This window comes from Caballeronia sp. LZ001, from assembly GCF_031450875.1.
In the GTDB taxonomy this organism is placed as follows: Bacteria; Pseudomonadota; Gammaproteobacteria; order Burkholderiales; family Burkholderiaceae; genus Caballeronia.
The window spans coordinates 650,840-668,586 of sequence record NZ_JARTVX010000005.1; the positions used below are offsets into that span (position 1 = coordinate 650,840).

The window sequence follows — 17,747 nt, forward strand, 5'->3', positions numbered from 1 at the left end:
TCGCCAGCTATCCGCACTCTTTTCGCGCGCGTTACGGGTTTCCATTTACGACGCGCGCCATTCAGATCATTCCATCGAAGGAGACGTTCATGGTTCGAGCCCGTGTCTTTGCCTTGTCGCTTGCCGTATCCGCGATGTCCATCGCCTGCACGTCCGCGTGGGCGAGCGTCGATCTGGTCGCGATCGGTCAGTTGAGCGGCAACATCGGCGACCGTTCGAAAGCGACGGCCGCGCCGCTCGAAAACGGCGCGCCGGGCAACCTTCTCGGCGGCGTCGGCTCGGGACTCGCGTATGCGGGATGCGATACCTTCCTCGCCGTGCCCGACCGCGGCCCGAACGCGATCTCCTATAACAAGGCTATCGACGATACGGCGTCCTACATCAATCGCTTCCAGACCTTCTCGTTGCGTCTCGAAGCCGGCGGCAAGGGCAGCAAGCTGCCGTATTCGCTGAGCCCGAAGCTGCTCGACACGACCTTGCTGCACAGCCATGAGCCGCTCGTCTATGGCGATGGCGCGGCGGCCGGCGTCGGCAATGGCGCGCCTGCGCTGAACGCCACCAATCACACGCACTATTTCACCGGGCGCTCGGACAACTTCACGCCGACGCAGCCGTCCACGTATCCGCGCGATGCGCGTCTGGACCCGGAAAGCATTCGCGTGGCGCGCGATGGCGCGAGCGTCTTCATCTCCGATGAGTACGGTCCGTATATCTATCGTTTCGATCGTCGCACGGGCGAGCGGATCGCCGTGTATCGTGTGCCGGCCTCGTTCGCCGTGACGACGCTATCGTCCATCGGCAACGATGAGATCAGCGAGAACACCTCGGGCCGCGTGGCGAACAAGGGCATGGAAGGTCTCGCCATTTCACCCGATGGCGATACGCTCTTCGGCGTGATGCAAAGCCCGCTGATTCAGGACGGCGGCACGAACGGCCCGTACACGCGAATCCTGCGCATCGACGTGCGTACCGGCAAGACCACGCAGTTTGCATATCCGTTGACCAACATCGGCACGGACGCGAAGCCGAACTATCCCACCATCAGCGACATCGTCGCCGTGAACGAGCATGAATTGCTGCTCGACGAACGCGACGGCAAAGGTCTCGGCGACGATTCGAAGGCCGCGTTCAAACGTGTGTACCACGTCGATTTGAACGGCGCGCAGGACGTGAGCCAGGCAAGCGGCGCGAGCGGCCTCGCGCCCTACGCGTTGAACAAGACGCTCTTCCTCGATGTCGTCGCGGCCTTGACGGCCTATGGCTTCGCGCCGACAGACATTCCCGCCAAGCTCGAAAGCCTCGCGTTCGGGCCGGATATCCGCGTGAAGGGCGCGGTCAGGCACACGCTCTTCATCGCTAACGACAACGACTTTGTGGGAACGGTCACGGATACCAATCACCCGAACGGGATCGACAATCCGAACCGGTTCTTCGTATTTGCCATGGATTCGGCGGATCTGCCGGGATATGTGGCGCAGCGCTTGCCCGGAGCGGGTGGCCGCGACGATCGCGCATGCCGGGACGATCACGACGGTCACGATCACGAGCAGATCACGATCACGAACACGACGATCACGATCACGATCACGACGGTCACGATCACGACGGTCATGGCCGCGGTCACGGCGACTGATTGAAGTCGCACGATCTTGTCCACAGTTTCAGTGGACAAGATCGTGGATAACTCGCTCGCGAAAGACGTATCGCGTTGAAGTGAAACGCTTTTTCGCTCGTGTCGCGCAAACGTGCCGTTCGGCTCATTTCTGCCGCGTATTCGAGCGCCGCGTCTTAGCGCTCACAGGCTCAGGGCAAGCTCCCGTGCCTTCTCGCTCGCTTCATTGCGCGATGCATGGTCCTGCTCGGGACCCGCCAAGGTCTTCTCGACGGTGACGACGCGCACATCGGTAATGCCGACCATGCGCGACCACATCTTCAAATAGTCCGACTGGAAATCGTATTCCTCCGGCGGAAAGTCCCCTCCAAGCTGAACACCGCGCGCGGCGATGGTCACGACCGTCTTTCCGCCGAGCAGGCCGTTCAAGCCGTTTTCGTCGAAAGTAAAGAGCACGTCCTTCTGCGAGATGACATCGATCAGATGCTTCAGGCGATACGGAATGCCGAAATTCCACATCGGCACGCTGAAGACGATCACGTCGGCCTTCGTGAACCGTTCGGCGAGCGCGTGCACGGTCCTCCACGCGGACGCCTGCGCGGTATCGAGCTCACGGCCCTGGATGCCCGCGTATTTTGCTTCGAGTATCGGGCCATCGAACGTGGGCAGATCGGTTTCCCATACGTTCAGTTCATCGACGCTTCCATCTGGATGGCGCTCCTTCCATGCATCGGTGAACGCCCGGGCCACTTGCTGCGAAGCGGAACGCCCGGCACGGGGCGAACCAATCACATGAAGAAGATGCATAAGTCCTCGCGAAGGTAAGTTGGAACGAGGCGCGCGCCTGGGCTTGCGCGTCGGGACGCACGGGCAACGATTAGAAGCCAACGGCGTAGCAAAAACGATGCCGTTTCAGACGGGCGTTTTCCGTCCGATCGACCGGATCGGGTAGCGCAAATGCAGAACGTAAGCGTGAAGGCCGTCCTACCGGCAAGCCGCAACCCGACCCGCATTAATACTTTTCCAGATTGTTTTCCTGCTTAAATCGAGTGCTGCCGCGCCGGTTTGTCCATGCGTTTCCTATGCTTAAATCCGGCGAAGCGAACCTCAACCCCTTTAAGAGATCAAGCAATGAGGAATGTAACGTCGATCGCCTCTTTCAAGGCTGCTGTCCTGCTCGCCGCGACGCTCGGTGCCGGCGCCGCATCGGCGGCCGGAACGGTTCACTACGGGCTGGAAGCGCAGTATGCGCCGTTCGAGTTCAAGTCGGCATCGGGCGAACTGCAGGGTCTCGACGTCGATATCGGCAATGCGGTCTGCGCCGAACTCAAGATGAAATGCGAATGGACCGAGAGTTCGTTCGACGGAATCATCCCCGCGTTGCAGGCGCGCAAATTCGACGTCATCAATTCGGCGATGAACGTCACGGAGAAGCGTCGACAGATCATCGACTTCACCAACATCATCTACAAGGTGCCGACGCAACTCGTGGCGAAAGCGGGCATCGGCCTCATGCCGACACCTGAATCGCTCAAAGGCAAGAACATCGGCGTGTTGCAGGGATCCACTCAAGAGACTTACGCAAAGGCGAAGTGGGCCAATAACGGCGTGACCGTCACGACCTATCAGGACCAGAACCAGATCTATACGGACCTCAAGTCCGGCCGTATCGACGGCACGCTGGTGCTTTCCGCCGCCGGGCAATCCGGCTTCCTGTCGAAACCGGATGGCGCGGGCTACGCCTTCGCGGGCGGCCCGGTGAACGACGACGCGATCCTCGGCAGCGGCATTGCGTTCGGTGTGCGCAAGGACGACGGCGCGTTGAAGGAGCGCCTGAACAAGGCTATCGCCAAACTGCAGGCGAACGGCACGGTCAAGACGCTGGCAAGGAAATATCTCGGCGATATCGACGTCTCTCCGAAGTAAATCCATCGCTCGTGGCAATCCGCGAACGCCGGGCCTTGCGCGCGGCGGGCGCGGGAAATCCATTGGTCGACTTTATTATTTTCGGTCTACACTGAATTCATCGCCTATCCACCGATTAACCCATCAACTCCTCAGCAGGCGCGTTTGTAGTCCTCCGCGAGCCGAAGCATGCCGAGTCGGTCCGTGCCCAACATCATTTGAACGGGACGACTCATCATGGCCGATACGAGTTACATGGCGCGCAAATCCGTCGCCGATATCGTGGGAAGCGCGGACGCGGAAGGCAGTCACCTATCGAAAACCCTCGGCGCCACGAGCATTACGGCAATGGGTATCGGCGCGATCATCGGCGCTGGCATCTTCGTGCTGACGGGCACCGCCGCCGCGCAATTCGCAGGGCCGAGCATCATGCTGTCGTTCGTTTTGGGCGGCATTGCGTGCGCGTTCGTGGGTCTGTGCTATTCGGAACTGGCCGCCATGCTGCCTGTATGCGGCAGTAGTTATACCTACACGTATGCCACGCTCGGCGAGATTTTCGCGTGGATCATCGGCTGGGATCTGATCCTCGAATATGCGATGGGTGCGGCGACGGTGGCGGTCGGCTGGTCGGGCTATATCGTGAGCCTCTTGCATAACGTGGGCGTCACGATTCCGCCTGCGCTCGCGGCCGCACCCGGCACCGTCATCAAGCTCGCCGACGGAAGCACCGTGACGGGCGTCATCAATTTGCCGGCGGTGTTCATCATCGGCGTGCTGACCACGCTGCTCGTGCTCGGTACGAAGGAATCCGCACGGCTCAACAACATCATGGTGGCGGTCAAGCTGGTCGTCGTGGTGGCCTTCATCGCGCTCGGCATCTTCTTCGTGAAGCCGGCGAACTGGCATCCGTTCATTCCGCCGAACACGGGCGAATTCGGCAACTTCGGCATGAGCGGCATCTTGCGCGGCTCCGCCGTGGTGTTCTTCGCGTTCATCGGTTTCGATGCCGTCTCCACTGCCGCGCAAGAAGCGAAGAAACCGCAGCGCGACATGCCTATCGGCATTCTCGGATCGCTCGTCATCTGCACGGTGCTTTACATCCTCGTTGCGGGCGTGCTCACCGGGCTCGTGCCTTACGGCGAACTCAACGTGCCCGATCCCATCGCGAAGGGCGTGGATGCCATCGGCATGAACTGGTTCTCCATTCTCATCAAGATCGGCGCGCTGACGGGTTTGACCACGGTGATTCTCGTGCTGCTCTACGGACAAAGCCGCATCTTCTTCACGATGTCGACCGACGGCCTGCTTCCGGGGCTTTTTGCGCGGGTGCATCCGCGGCTCAAGACGCCGCATTTGAGCCAGATTCTCATTGGTTCGATCGTGGCGATCGTCGCGGCGCTCACGCCCATCAGCGTGCTTGGCGAGATGGTCAGTATCGGCACCTTGTTCGCGTTCATTCTCGTGTGCGGCGCGGTGATCTATCTGCGGCGCAGCGATTCCGGCGCCAATCGCCCGTTCAGGGTTCCGGGCGTGCCCATCGTCCCGATTCTGGGCATCCTCTTTTGCCTCCTGCTGATGTCCGGTTTGCCGCTCGTCACGTGGGTTCGGCTCGTGGTTTGGCTCGTCATCGGCATGGTGATCTATGTGTCGTATGGCCGGAAACATTCGAAACTGCGCTTCCCGGAACGGCAATGAACGCTTGAGGGCGCGTCGCGCGGTATCTCAATATTTCTCACATGCACGTGAAATATGCTCGTTTTGCGACGACACCGGGCCGGCTTAGACTGGGATGTCAATCATCCCAGGAGCATTTCTCATGAGCGTGTCTTTATATGAGTTGTCCTCGGTCGCGGTCATACTCGGTGTCGTCGGCTTGATGCTGGTCAGGGCGTTCGCGGCTTCGCATACGGATAGCGTCGATGTTTTCAGGAAGACGGACGCGGAGAAACGTTAGTTTTTCCAAGGCCGCGTGATGCAGACGGTCAGTTGTGAATGACGTCCGCGACGATCTTCTTGTTGTCCTTGAACTGATACACGGTGATCGCCGCAGTGGTCAGATCGCCATGCGGATCGAAGGCGATATTGCCCGTCACGCCGTCATAGCGAGTTGCGGGCATGGCGGCCAGAATCTTCGCGCGGTCGGTGGAGTTCGCGCGTTTCATTGCATCGACGATCACATAGACCGAGTCATACGCGAACGGCGCATACGCGTTGATCGGCGTCTTGAAGCGTTCCACATAGCGCTTTTCGAATTCCGCGCCACGCGGCATGCGTGCAAGCGGCAAGCCCGCTTCGGAGCAAACCAGATTGACGATGGCATCGCCCGCAAGCGAACTCATCTTGTCCGTGCATGCGCCATCGCCTGCCAATACGCGCGCGTTGATGCCCAGATTGGCCGCCTGCTTGACGAGCGGACCAGCCGTTGCATCCGATCCGCCGTACATGATGACGTCCGGCTTCAGACCTTTAACCTTGGTCAGGATCGCGCGAAAATCGGTGGCTTTGTCGCTGGTCGCTTCGTGCGTCACGATAGCGCCGCCGCCCGATGACACCGCCTTCGAGAATTGTTCGGCAAGCCCTTGCCCGTAAGCGGTCGAGTCGTCGATCACGGCCACGCGCCGTGCTTTCAGCGTGTTGGTGGCAAAGCGTGCGAGCGCGGGACCTTGCATGGCATCCGTCGCCACGAGACGAAACGCCGTCTTGTAGCCCTGCTGCGTATAAGCTGGATTGGTGGACGCGGGCGTGACCTGCACGACGCCCGCTTCGCTATAGATGCGCGATGCCGGAATCGACACGCCCGAGTTGATGTCGCCGACTACCGCGACCACGCCATCATCGACCAGCTTCTGCGCGATCTGCGTCCCGGTGCGCGGGTCGGCCGCGTCGTCTTGCGAATCGAGTTGCAGCGTTACGTTCTTGCCGCCGATGACGAGATGCCGCGCGTTGATTTCATCGACAGCCAAGCGCGCCGCATTCTCGCTGTCCTTGCCGATGTTGGCGAGCTGGCCGGTCAACGGCGCGGCATGACCGATCAGCACGACCGCATCGGCGGCATGCGCGGCAAGCGGAGCGAACGATGCACAGACAGCAAGCGTCGCGGACAACGGATACATAGCGCGTGGTTTCATGGTTGGACCTCTTTGATCTTGGATATCGGGTTGGCAACAAGGGGTTAGCAACAAGGTGAACGCAGTATTCGGTGGCCGATATACGTTGTCCAACGAGTAATTCCTGTCGCCCGCGATAAGAATTCGTTAAGCGTTCGAGCGCATTTGCCTGAAGCGCGCCTCGACGCCGCGACCGATTGCGAGAATGGCGGCATCGGCGAATGCGGGACCGACAATCGACATTCCCACCGGCAATTCGCCCTCGCGATGACACGGCAATGTGAGCGCGCAGCCATCGAGCAAATTGACGATGCCTGGATTGCGCAGGGTCTTCGCATTGACCGCGAAGAAGTGTTCGTCGTCATGTTCGAGCGCTTCCAGAAACGGTGCAACGATGGCGACGGTCGGCATGAGCCATGCATCGAAGGGCGCCAGCCGTCGTCGTGCGCCGCGAATGAAACGCTCGCGCGCGGCCATTAGATCGATGTAATCCGCCGCCAGAAAACGCTCTCCCCGACGCAGGCGCGCGAGCACGCGCGGGTCGTACCGATGCCCCTCCCGAGCCACGAGATGCCGATGCCACGCCCACGCCTGCGATGCCGTGATGCCCGGTTGAGGCGCATGTTCGAGCACGTCGCGCAGCTCCGGAAAGTCGATTGACTCGATAGTCGCGCCCGCTGTCCGCAATTCATCTAGGGCGCGTTCGAACGCCGCGCGCACGGCATCGTCCGCGTCATCGACGACATCGGCATAGGTCACGCACAAGCGCAGCGTATCGAGCGGGCGCGCCATGGTATCGGGCGTCTCGGCGGACAGAATGGCGTCGGCCGCCGCGCAGCAATCGACGCTGTTCGCAATCGCGCCGACCGAATCGAACGCGCTTGCGAGCGGCAATACGCCGTCGAGCGGCACGCGCCGCGCGGTCGGCTTGAACGCCGTGAGGCCGCAAAATGCCGCCGGAATGCGCAAGGAGCCGCCCGTATCCGTGCCGAGCGCCCACGCCACGTGTGAGCGTGCAACGGAGACCGCCGCGCCCGAACTCGATCCGCCCGCCACCCGACGCGCATCATGCGGATTGCGCGGCGTGCCGTGATGCGGATTCAGCCCGAGCCCCGAATACGCGAACTCGCTCATGTTGGTCCGGCCGACGAAGACCGCGCCCGCATCGCGCAGACGCGAGACCGCGACGCTATCGCGCGTGGCCGGTTCAGCGCCTTGCAGCACGCGCGAGCCGGCGGCGGTGACTTCGCCCTTCACATCGAACAGGTCCTTGATGGAGACGGGAACGCCCGCGAGCGACGACGGTACGTAGTCGCGCAGACGCAAGGCATCGCTCGTCATGGCGGCCGCGTGCGACGACGCGCGATCCACGCTCACATAGGTGCTCGGGTCTACGTGGATATCGCGCTGGATCGCTTCGAACGAGGCGTCGACGAGACTCGACGCCGTGGCTTGCCCCGTTGCGAACGCGTGCTGAATGGTGCTGATGGTCGGCATGGCCGTCACTCCACGTGCGCGAGCGCATTCACGCCATAACGATGAACCAGCGTGCGCCGCAAGACCGGATCGTGCAGTTCGATCTCGAAGCTCCACGCGGGCAGCAGTGCGCCGAGCAGTGCTTGCGTGCCGCAATAAAGCACCGTGCCGGAAGGTAACGAACGCGTGTGCCCGAGCCCGGTCAACAGAATGGCCGGCGGCAGCAATCGTGCAAGCGAGCCTTCCTGATAGAGCACGCGCTCGCCATGCGGATCGATACGCCAGCTTCGCGCAATCAGCTGGTCCCAATGGGCAGCGACATCGTCGTAGCGCCAGAGCGTCGCGCCGAGCGGCTTTGCGCACATCTGCTTGGAAACGGCCACGTCGTAGCTTTCTGCCTTGCGGTCCGTATGGTCCGAGCCGACGCCGACCAGCAGACCATGGCTCGCGTCCGACACGAGCACGGCCTCCACCTCGCCCGAAGAATTGCCGCCGACGACATCGATCCGTTCGTCCACGGTCAGCAGCGACGCCGCGACTTCGTAGAAGCATGGCGTCGTGGCCGGGCGCTTTACGCCCAGCGCGGCAAGTTCGGCGATATGGTGCTCGACTTCAGCGCTGTCGCGCCCCGCCCAGCCGGCGATGATGAGCCGTGCGGGACTGAACGCGAATCGCGGTCCATCTTCGATGACGAATGAAATGGCTGACATGTGAGCTTCGAGATAAGGATGACGACGCCCACAGTGTTCGCGTCGAGCGCGTGCCGTGTCCAACAAATAAAACTTGAGGCAAGTGCGGAGAATTTCTTGTCGTTCGACGCTTATTGCGGCGCTACACTGGGCCGTCCGATACGACTCGCCCTGGCATCCACCATGAACGTCCGCTTTCTCGAGACCTTCGTCTGGCTCGCGCGCTTGCGTAGCTTCCGGCTGACCGCCGAGCGCATGCACGCCACGCAAGCCGCGATTTCGAGCCGCATTTCAGCGCTCGAACTCGAACTCGGCGTGAAGCTCTTCGAGCGCGGTCCGCGTGAGGTCACGCTGACTCAGGACGGCACCAAGGCGCTCGCCTTCGCCGAACAGATCGTGCAGATCAACCGCGCGATGGTCGAGAGCGTGGGCGACCGGCGCAACATCGCGGGCATGTTGCGGCTCGGCGCAATCGAATCGGTCGTGCATACATGGCTGCCCGAATTGCTCAAGCGGGTGCGCGAAGAGTACCCGCGTCTCACGCTCGAATTGACGAGCGACACATCCGCGAATCTATCGGCTCAAGTTGCGCACGGTCATTTGGATGCCGCGTTGCTGAGCACGCCGATCAACGGCGCCGATGTCGGCAACGCATTGCTTGGCAGCTTGCCCATGTGCTGGGTCGCGAGCCCGGCGCTGGGCTTGTCCGACGAGACGCTCTCGGAGAGCGAGCTTGCCGCGTTTCAGATCGTGAGTTTCGCGCGGCACTCGCAGCCGCACGCCTTTCTCGTCGATCTGTTCGCGGCGGCCGGCGAGAACCAGGTGCAGATCAATTGTCTTTCGTCCGCTGCGGCGATCAGCCGGCTCGTCGTCGATGGCTTCGGCATTGCAGCCGTGCCTGCCGCCTTCGTGATGCGCGAAATCGAAAGCGGGCAATTGCAGACGCTGCGTGTCGCGCACCACGTGCCTGGCCTGCCGCTCGTCGTGTCGTATCGGCGCAGCGCGGACAGCCTGTTGCCCGAGTCCATCGCCCGGCTTGCACGCGCGATCATGCTCGATTACAGCTTGAAGCACGGACCGCGCTTCGCGCTCGTGCCGGAAACCGCTGACGATATTGCCGCCGGCTTTGCCCGTACCTCGCCCTGAACACTTGGAGACTTATGCCGAACGTCCTTGATATCGAACCGCTCGATCCACTCGCCTGCGCGCCCTACGGCGTGATGCTCGGCACGCCCGCGCTCTCCGACGATCCCGCCACCTACCTGAGCCCCGCGTCCGACTACTGGCGCACGCATCTCTTCGCGCCCGGTGACGATCAGCCTGCGGAGATTCTCTGGGTGATTTATCGCAAGCAGCCTGCGACGGTGGCGCGACTCGAAGCGCATCTTCTGACGCAGCAGGCTATCGTGCCGCTGACCGGACCGATTATTCAGATCGTTGCTACATCGAATGCCGAAGGGTTGCCCGATCCGGCAACACTGCGCGCGTTCGAGATTACGCCGGGCACCGGACTGTGCATGCATCCGCGCACGTGGCACGCGACGAGAGTGGAACAGCCGGAAGTGACGTGCCTGATGTTGACACGCCCGTCCACCACGCGCGATTTAACGGCCCATCTGATTCAGGGCAAAAGTCTGGTTGAATCGAGCATTGCGCATATACCGCTGTACGAACTGTCTGATCGCGCAGATTAGCAGTCGCTGCACTCACCCTTCGACGATGTCTTCAAGAAGCGCAACAAGGTTGAGCTCACTGTCTCCGCGTCTGAAGTAGCCGTCGAATGCATCGAGCGATCCGCGCAGGCGTAATTCCGCTTCGTCGTAACCGGTCATTGCGATGATGCCCAGATCGCTAGTCGCGCCGATACTCCGAATCACGGACGCAACCGCGAATCCGTCGAATTCGGGCATATTGATATCGAGCAAAATGACGTGCGGCATCCAATCTTGCAATATCTCGATTGCCTCCACGCCGCTGAAAGCGGTTCTTACGTGGAAACCGTCGGCGTCGAGAAGCGCACTTGTGGCGCACGCGCCGTGTTGATTGTCATCGACAACCAATACTCGCGCCTTTTGCGCACTGGTATGCACCTTCCTGGTCGAGAGCCGCCCGGCGATGGCGTTTTCCTGCGATCGGATCATGCATGCGCTCCGGCGTGAGAATCTCTCCGATAATGACGAACGCCTCGCTCATTGTCTATTTGTTTGCGATTATGGATTTAAGCGGAATGATTCGGAAGTTTCATTTCGCGGGTAACTCTTCCCTTTATTCGAAGCCCACTTTCCCGATGGCGCGCGCCGCAACCGAAAATCACGCGAATAGTGCATGTTTTGATTTAGCTAAAGACTTGGCGAGAAAGCGCGCCTTCATAAGAAAACCGCATGACACGCTGACCCGTAAAATCGATTTTTTCGAAACGGGATTTTACGGCTGGAGGTTTTTACTGGCGCTCGAATGCATGCGGATGCTTTATTCGCGCGGCTGATCGCAAACACGCGCGGCGGCGGAACGCCAAACCAAAAAAAAGCGGGAGCCAGATTTTCACCTGGCTCCCGCGCGTTCTTACGCGTTACTCCTTGGAACCCGCCTTCGATGGCTCATCCAGTTGCGGAAGAGCCGAGGTATCGCCCGGCGTCAGAAGGCCGACTTGCGCATACACGCGAAGTTTCTCGCGCGTGTCGTCGATATCCAGGTTACGCATGGTCAACTGGCCGATCCGGTCGCGCGGCGAGAACGTCGACTGCACCTTTTCCATGGACAGGCGTTCCGGTTGATACGTCAGATTCGGCGACTTCGTCCTCATGATCGAGTAGTCGTTGCCACGGCGAAGCTCGATGGTCACTTCGCCCGTCACGGCGCGCGCCACCCAGCGCTGCGCGGCTTCACGCAGCATGATGGCTTGCGAATCGAACCAGCGGCCTTGATAAAGCAGGCGTCCGAGCCGGCGGCCACTTTCGCGATACTGCTCGATCGTGTCTTCGTTATGGATACCCGTCACGAGCCGCTCATACGCGATCTGCAACAGCGCAAGTCCGGGCGCCTCGTAAATGCCACGGCTCTTAGCCTCGATGATGCGGTTTTCGATCTGATCGCTCATGCCGAGCCCGTGACGCCCGCCGATTCGGTTTGCCTCCAGCAGCAGCGCGACTTGATCGCCGAATTCCACGCCGTTGAGCGCGGTAGGCACGCCTTCGTCGAAACGCACGGTGACGGTCTCGCGCGCGATCTGCACGTCGTCACGCCAGAACGCCACGCCCATGATCGGCTTGACGATCTGCATGCCGCTTTCGAGGCTTTCCAGATCCTTGGCTTCGTGCGTTGCGCCGAGCAGGTTCGAATCGGTCGAATAAGCCTTTTCCGCCGACATCTTGTAGTCGAACCCTGCCTTGCGCATGAATTCGGACATCTCCGCGCGGCCGCCCAGTTCGTCGATGAAGGTCTGGTCGAGCCACGGCTTGTAGATCTTGAGATCCGGATTCACCAGCAGCCCATAACGATAAAAGCGCTCGATGTCGTTGCCTTTATACGTGCTGCCGTCGCCCCAGATATTCACGCCGTCCTGTTTCATCGCGGCGACGAGCATGGTGCCCGTCACGGCGCGGCCGAGCGGCGTCGTATTGAAGTAGGTCACGCCCGCAGTGGAAATATGGAACGCACCGGATTGCAGCGCCGCGATGCCCTCGGCGACGAGCTGAGCGCGGCAGTCGATCAGGCGGGCGTTTTCCGCGCCGTATTGCATGGCGCGGCGCGGGATTTCCTCGTAGTCGTCCTCGTCGGGCTGGCCCAGATTGGCCGTGTATGCAAACGGAACTGCGCCTTTGAGACGCATCCAGTGCAACGCGGCGCTGGTATCCAAACCGCCGGAAAATGCAATTCCGACGCGTTGCTGAACGGGGAGGCTTTCGAGAATCGTGGTCATTTGAGGGTTACCTGGATTACCTGGACAAGCGCCGACATATTACCTGACGCGGGGGCCCACGCCCGCAGCGGGGCCCGATCTGGACAGCGAAAAAGCGAAGTAGCGATTGTCGGCGATTCGCCCGCCGTTGTCGAATCGCCGAAAATTGGCGTCCGATGCGGCGATCGCTGGGGCCTCTTTGCCGCGCGCCGTGCACCGCACATGGCATAGTGACCTCTGTTCGCACTGAAACCCGCACGCACATGAGCAAACCCTGGAGTATCGATGACATCGCGTCGCAGACGGGCCGCCGGGTCATCGTCACCGGCGCGAATAGCGGCATCGGCTATCACACCGCCGCCGTGCTGGCCCGGCACGGCGCCGAAGTGGTACTCGCATGCCGCAATCCGCAGCGCGGCGCACAAGCGCTCGCGCGGCTGCAACGGGAAGTGCCCGACGCGCGCGTGCAATTCGATCAACTCGAACTCGCGGATCTTTCCTCGGTGCGCGCTTTCGCCGACCGTCAGCTCGCTTTACGCAAGCCGCTCGATATCCTCGTCAACAATGCGGGCGTCATGGCGCCGCCGCGCCGCGCCGAAACCGCCGATGGCTTCGAGCTTCAGTTCGGCACCAACGTGCTCGGGCACTTCGCGCTGACCGGCCTGCTCCTGCCCGCAATCGAAATGGCGGCGGAAAGCGCGTCCGAGCGCCCGCGCATCGTCACGATTGCATCCATCGCGCACAAGACGGGACGGCTCGATTTCGACGATCTCCAGGCAACGCGTCACTATTCGCCGATGTCGTCGTACCGCCAGTCCAAGCTCGCCAACCTCATGTTCGCGTTCGAACTCGACCGTCATTTGCGTGCGGCGGGATCGCGCGTGATGTCGGTGGCCGCGCATCCGGGCGTAGCCAAAACGAACCTGTTTCGCGACGATCGGTCGGCTGTGAGCCGGGCGGCGCGCACCGTGTTGAGCGGGTTTATCGGCGCGTTATTGAACAGCGATCTGAGCGGCGCGCTGCCAACGCTGTATGCAGCGACCGCGCCCGATGTCGTCGATGGCGGTTACTACGGACCGCTCGGGTTATTCGAAGCACGCGGCGACACCGTGGGACCGGCGAAGGTTGCATCGCAGGCACTCGATAAAGACGCGGCCAAACGCCTGTGGGAAGTATGCGAGGCGTTGACGGCGAAGGCGTTCGAGTGAGTTTATCGCGCCATCGCGCTTTGCAACGGCTTCTGACTTGCAGCGAGAATTGCACCGAGGACGAGCAGCATCGCCGAGTAGAGCATGCCTCGTTCGAGCCCCGCGCCGTCCGATACCCATCCGATCACAATAGGGCCGACGATCTGCCCGAGCGCGAACACGATGGTGAACGCGCTGATTCCCCTCGCCCACTGATCGGCCGGCAAGTTGTGCCGCACGAACGCTGTCGTTGCCGCGACCGCGGACAAGAAAGTTGCGCCGAATAAGAGACCCGAAGCGAAAGCCGCCACGGGATGCATGAAGAGCGCGGGCACGAGCGTGGCGATACCCAATAGCGCGTTGAGCACCGCGAGCGCCTGGCCGCCGCGCATGCGGTCGAGCAGCCCGGACCACAGACGCGCCGAAACCACGGTGGCGGCGCCGAGCAAGACATAGAAGCTCGTGATGACAGTCGCGCTCATCGAGGCGTTGCGAAGCAGCGCGACGATGAACGTCATGTAGCCGATGTAACCAACGCCGAAGAGCGTGTATCCCGCAAGCACGAGCCACATGCGCGACACTGCCACCGTTGCGCTCGGAGGCGCCGCATTCGCTTCGGCACCGCGCGCAACTCTCGCATGATTCGATTCGATCTTGCGCGCCGCCACGATCGCCCCGGCTGAACAGAGCGCGCACACTGCGGCGAGCGCGAACCACGCGTATTGCCATCCATGCACACGCGGCGCCACCGTGAAAGGCACGAGCACCGCCGACGCAAGGATGCCCCAGCCCGTGCCTCCGTAATACAAGCCGAGCAAGAGCCCGGCCCCGCGCGTGGAAAGCGATGCAAGCCGCGCCGCCAACACGCCGCCGCTGATGAAGATGAGCGCGCTGCCGCAGCCGGTGGCAACGCGCAGGAACAGCAGCAGCCAGGTCGAGAACGCGAGGCCGCTTGCGGCCATTAACAACGTCGTTGAAGCGCAGCCTGCGAGAAGCAATGCGGAAGGCGGCCATCGGCGGGACATGCGTGGAAAAGCCAGCGCGCCGAGCAAGTAGCCGAATGCATTCGCGGTGTTCATCGCGCCTGCTTGCGCAAAGCTCCAGCCGAGGTCGAGCTTCATCGCGGGCAACAACAGCGCGTAGGAAAAGCGGGCCAGCCCCAGCGCGATCGCGCTTCCCAGGGACAACGCAACGGCCAGCATGAGCGCGCGCCCGTGTTCGAAGTGTTCTTCCGTGGACGAAGACTCGTGCCTCGATTGCCGGTCTACCGCTCGTTTTATCTGCGACGTCACTCTCGTTTCCTTGGCGCGTTTTGCGTGACGTTATCACAGCGTTCCCGCCAATGCGAAAGGCGCCGCATATGCGGCGCCTTTCGCAAGACCAGTGATGAGCAGGGCGTTCGCCCCGCCCTTCCTTAACGCGTGGCCGTCGTGAAGCCGTACTCTTCGCGCGCGCCGTAACGTCCCGGCGCAAAGCCGTTGAACACGTGACCGCCGATCTTCGCGCCGACGTTGCGCAGGCGGCGCAGCGTCTCTTCCAGTTGGCGTGCGCCAGTGAGATCGGCACGCGACACGAGCAGCACGAGATCGCAGTTCTGCATCGCGATGGATTGCGCGTCGCCAACGGGCAGCACCGGCGGCGAATCGATCACGATGTAGTCGTAGATACCACGCACCATCGCCAGCATTTCCTGGAAGGCCGGGCGTCCAAGCAGCTCTGCCGGGTTCTCCGGATAAAGCGCGCCTGCGTCCATCATCGAAAGGCCGCTCGTGCCAATCCGCACGATGGCATCTTCGACGCGTGCCGAACCTTCGAGCACTTCGGCGAGGCCCGGACCCGTGCGTCCGTCGACGAGATGACGCAGCCGGCCCTGACGCATGTCCGCATCGATCAAGAGCACCGAAGCCTGCGTCTCGGCGAGCAGATAAGCGAAGTTCGACGACACGAAGCTCTTGCCCACACCTTGCGTCGGTCCCGTGAAGAGGATGATCTTGCCTTCGTGGTTGTCTGCATCGACCACATAGCCCGAGTTCATCACGCTCATGTTCATCGAAGGCATGGCGCTCAACGTGGACATGGGGTTCATCGGCGCGGTCGGGTTCATCGGGTTCCAGCTATTGAGCGCGGGATGAGCCGTCATCGGCACGCCGTTCAGCATTGCACGAACGCTGCTGCGCAAGGAGCGCAATGCTTCGATGCTCGGGTCGGTCGGGCTCGTCATGGCAAGCAGCTTGGCCGGTGCGGCGTTGTGCGTCAGTGCGCGAACGTCCTGGCGCAATTGCGCTGCGGAGCGGGCAACCACGGCGAGGCGCGGGATTTCCGAGAAGCTGTCGATCTCCTCGGGGCTGCGCAATTCGCGGCGATTCAACGCGATCAGATAGATCGCCACCGTGCTCACGAACAAGCCACCGAAGATGGAACCGAGCAACACGATCCACGCGCGCGGCCACGATTGCTTCTCGGGCGCGAGCGCCCAGTCCACCACGGCCACGCCCGGCGGCGTGCTGGCGGCAGCGACTTCGAGCTGCTGCGCGTTGGTCAGCACGCTCGTGTAAAGCTGCGTGGTGACGGCGACATCGCGTGCGAGTTCGACGTACTGACGTTGCACGGTCGGCAGGTTCGCCGCCGTCTTGGCCGTCTCGGCAATCTCGTGCTTCACCTGATTCAATTGCGTGAGCGCGCTCTGATAGTTCTCGTTTTCCGGACGGAACTTGTGCTGCGCGGCATCCAGCGCGAGCGACAACGTGGTCTGCTGCTCTTCGAGACGGCTCATGCGGGTAATGAGCGCGGTATTCTGCTGCGCCATGTCCACGGTGCCCGTCTGCGTGCGAAATGCGTTCAGGCGGCTTTCGGCGGTTTCGAGATCCTGCTTGAGGCCAGGCAGGCGCTTCTTCAGGAAGTCGAGGCTCGTCTGGGCTTGCGCGGCGCGGCGTTCGACATCGCGTTCCTGATACGTCTTGACGATGGCGTTGACCATCGCTTGCGCGTCGAACGGCGACTCGGCCTGATAGCTCAGATGGATCAGCGACGGATCATGCAGCGACGAATCGCGCGGCGGAATCGACGTACGCATGCGCAGCAACACGTTTTCGAGCGTCATTTGCTGCGAGTAACGCGTGATCTCGAAGCTCACGCCGGGACGTGCACGCAAGGTGTCGATACGCACTTCTGCAGGCGCCTGGCCGTCGACGGTCGAGACCTGGAACGGCACGAGTTCGCCGACGCGGCCCTTGGCGAGCTGCTTGTCGTCCTTGTCGAAGAGTGTCCACTGACCATCCTTGTCGGCGACCACGTGGAATTTGTTGCGATAAGCCGCGCTCGGAATGTTGAAGACGCCGGCCTTCATGCGCTCGCCGCCCCATGCGTAGGAATCGAGACCGAACGGTGCAGGCGCGAGTTCGCGGTCGCCTGCATGACGCGAGGCGTACCAGCGGCCGATCAGCGGAAAGTGACTTTCGGTTTCGACGACGACATCCGCGCCGGTCTGCGTGATGGCGCTGGTGACGACCGAGCGCGAGGTCAGGACATCGCTTTCATCGCTCGCGGAGGCGTCTGCCGCCATCGAGCCGGAGACGTCGTTCAGCGAGCTGATCGACGTGCCCGCCTTGGTGCTCTGCACGCGCAAGAGCGCTTCGGCGCGATATTGCGGCGTGGCGAGCAGGACGTAGAGCACGCCAGCGGCGCAACATACGCCAGTTACCGTACCCAGCAGAGTCTTGTGACGCACGACACTGCGCCAGAGGTCCACGACGCCATCGCCCCGTTGCGAAGCCGCCGTCATTTCGGGCTGCATATTATATGTAAGCATTTTATATCCCAACCAAGAAAACAAAAGTCGTGACGTCAGTGGCAAGGTCCGCCGTCAAACCTAAC

The 17,747-nt window shown here is 61.8% G+C and carries 16 protein-coding genes; 8 read left to right on the forward strand and 8 right to left on the reverse strand.

Features of this window, described 5'->3' with window-relative positions; genetic code table 11:
- Window positions 1-89 precede the first annotated feature (89 nt).
- Entirely contained in the window at window positions 90-1,637 is a 1,548-nt protein-coding gene (locus tag P9292_RS39460) for an esterase-like activity of phytase family protein (RefSeq protein ID WP_309965047.1), read from the forward strand.
- A 158-nt stretch (window positions 1,638-1,795) separates the two neighbouring features.
- Here P9292_RS39460 and P9292_RS39465 read toward each other — a convergent pair whose 3' ends face one another.
- Window positions 1,796-2,419 (reverse strand): FMN-dependent NADH-azoreductase, encoded by a 624-nt coding sequence (locus P9292_RS39465; protein ID WP_250469551.1) that lies wholly within the window; start codon window positions 2,417-2,419, stop codon window positions 1,796-1,798.
- A gap of 324 nt (window positions 2,420-2,743) precedes the next feature.
- On the opposite strand from P9292_RS39465, the gene P9292_RS39470 reads away from it, so the two are divergent.
- The 3 genes from P9292_RS39470 (at window position 2,744) to P9292_RS39480 (ending at window position 5,471) form a co-directional block, all read left to right on the forward strand.
- Entirely contained in the window at window positions 2,744-3,538 is a 795-nt protein-coding gene (locus P9292_RS39470; RefSeq protein WP_244831452.1) for an ABC transporter substrate-binding protein, read from the forward strand.
- A gap of 216 nt (window positions 3,539-3,754) precedes the next feature.
- Window positions 3,755-5,212 (forward strand): amino acid permease, encoded by a 1,458-nt coding sequence (locus P9292_RS39475; protein WP_244831453.1) that lies wholly within the window; start codon window positions 3,755-3,757, stop codon window positions 5,210-5,212.
- A 121-nt stretch (window positions 5,213-5,333) separates the two neighbouring features.
- Window positions 5,334-5,471, forward strand: coding sequence for a hypothetical protein (locus tag P9292_RS39480; protein ID WP_250469552.1), 138 nt, complete (start codon window positions 5,334-5,336; stop codon window positions 5,469-5,471).
- 28 nt (window positions 5,472-5,499) lie between these two features.
- Here the strand turns inward: P9292_RS39480 and P9292_RS39485 are convergent, their stop codons facing one another.
- From P9292_RS39485 to P9292_RS39495, 3 genes are all read right to left on the reverse strand, one after another.
- Window positions 5,500-6,630 carry a branched-chain amino acid ABC transporter substrate-binding protein gene (locus P9292_RS39485; protein ID WP_309965420.1) on the reverse strand — a complete coding sequence of 377 codons (1,131 nt, stop codon included), beginning with the start codon at window positions 6,628-6,630 and terminating at the stop codon, window positions 5,500-5,502.
- 141 nt (window positions 6,631-6,771) lie between these two features.
- Window positions 6,772-8,121, reverse strand: coding sequence for an amidase (locus P9292_RS39490; RefSeq protein ID WP_309965050.1), 1,350 nt, complete (start codon window positions 8,119-8,121; stop codon window positions 6,772-6,774).
- A gap of 5 nt (window positions 8,122-8,126) precedes the next feature.
- Window positions 8,127-8,810 (reverse strand): DUF2848 domain-containing protein, encoded by a 684-nt coding sequence (locus P9292_RS39495; protein ID WP_250469554.1) that lies wholly within the window; start codon window positions 8,808-8,810, stop codon window positions 8,127-8,129.
- A gap of 162 nt (window positions 8,811-8,972) precedes the next feature.
- Here P9292_RS39495 and P9292_RS39500 point away from each other — a divergent pair, with 162 nt between their 5' ends.
- Both P9292_RS39500 and P9292_RS39505 read left to right on the forward strand, forming a co-directional pair.
- Window positions 8,973-9,935 (forward strand): LysR family transcriptional regulator, encoded by a 963-nt coding sequence (locus P9292_RS39500; RefSeq protein WP_244831457.1) that lies wholly within the window; start codon window positions 8,973-8,975, stop codon window positions 9,933-9,935.
- Window positions 9,936-9,949: 14 nt separating this feature from the next.
- On the forward strand, window positions 9,950-10,483 hold the full coding sequence (locus P9292_RS39505; RefSeq protein WP_250494802.1) for an ureidoglycolate lyase: 534 nt from the start codon (window positions 9,950-9,952) through the stop codon (window positions 10,481-10,483).
- Between the two features lie 12 nt (window positions 10,484-10,495).
- Here the strand turns inward: P9292_RS39505 and P9292_RS39510 are convergent, their stop codons facing one another.
- On the reverse strand, window positions 10,496-10,930 hold the full coding sequence (locus tag P9292_RS39510; protein ID WP_250528226.1) for a response regulator: 435 nt from the start codon (window positions 10,928-10,930) through the stop codon (window positions 10,496-10,498).
- A 2-nt stretch (window positions 10,931-10,932) separates the two neighbouring features.
- Here P9292_RS39510 and P9292_RS39515 point away from each other — a divergent pair, with 2 nt between their 5' ends.
- Window positions 10,933-11,274 carry a hypothetical protein gene (locus tag P9292_RS39515; RefSeq protein WP_244831463.1) on the forward strand — a complete coding sequence of 114 codons (342 nt, stop codon included), beginning with the start codon at window positions 10,933-10,935 and terminating at the stop codon, window positions 11,272-11,274.
- An 84-nt stretch (window positions 11,275-11,358) separates the two neighbouring features.
- Here the strand turns inward: P9292_RS39515 and argG are convergent, their stop codons facing one another.
- Window positions 11,359-12,708 (reverse strand): argininosuccinate synthase, encoded by a 1,350-nt coding sequence (gene argG / locus P9292_RS39520; protein WP_309965055.1) that lies wholly within the window; start codon window positions 12,706-12,708, stop codon window positions 11,359-11,361.
- A gap of 242 nt (window positions 12,709-12,950) precedes the next feature.
- On the opposite strand from argG, the gene P9292_RS39525 reads away from it, so the two are divergent.
- Window positions 12,951-13,895, forward strand: a complete 945-nt coding sequence (locus tag P9292_RS39525; RefSeq protein ID WP_309965058.1) for an oxidoreductase — start codon at window positions 12,951-12,953, stop codon at window positions 13,893-13,895.
- 2 nt (window positions 13,896-13,897) lie between these two features.
- Here P9292_RS39525 and P9292_RS39530 read toward each other — a convergent pair whose 3' ends face one another.
- Both P9292_RS39530 and P9292_RS39535 read right to left on the reverse strand, forming a co-directional pair.
- Window positions 13,898-15,076, reverse strand: a complete 1,179-nt coding sequence (locus P9292_RS39530) for a YbfB/YjiJ family MFS transporter (RefSeq protein ID WP_244831951.1) — start codon at window positions 15,074-15,076, stop codon at window positions 13,898-13,900.
- A 212-nt stretch (window positions 15,077-15,288) separates the two neighbouring features.
- On the reverse strand, window positions 15,289-17,682 hold the full coding sequence (locus P9292_RS39535) for a polysaccharide biosynthesis tyrosine autokinase (protein WP_244831469.1): 2,394 nt from the start codon (window positions 17,680-17,682) through the stop codon (window positions 15,289-15,291).
- Window positions 17,683-17,747 lie beyond the last annotated feature (65 nt).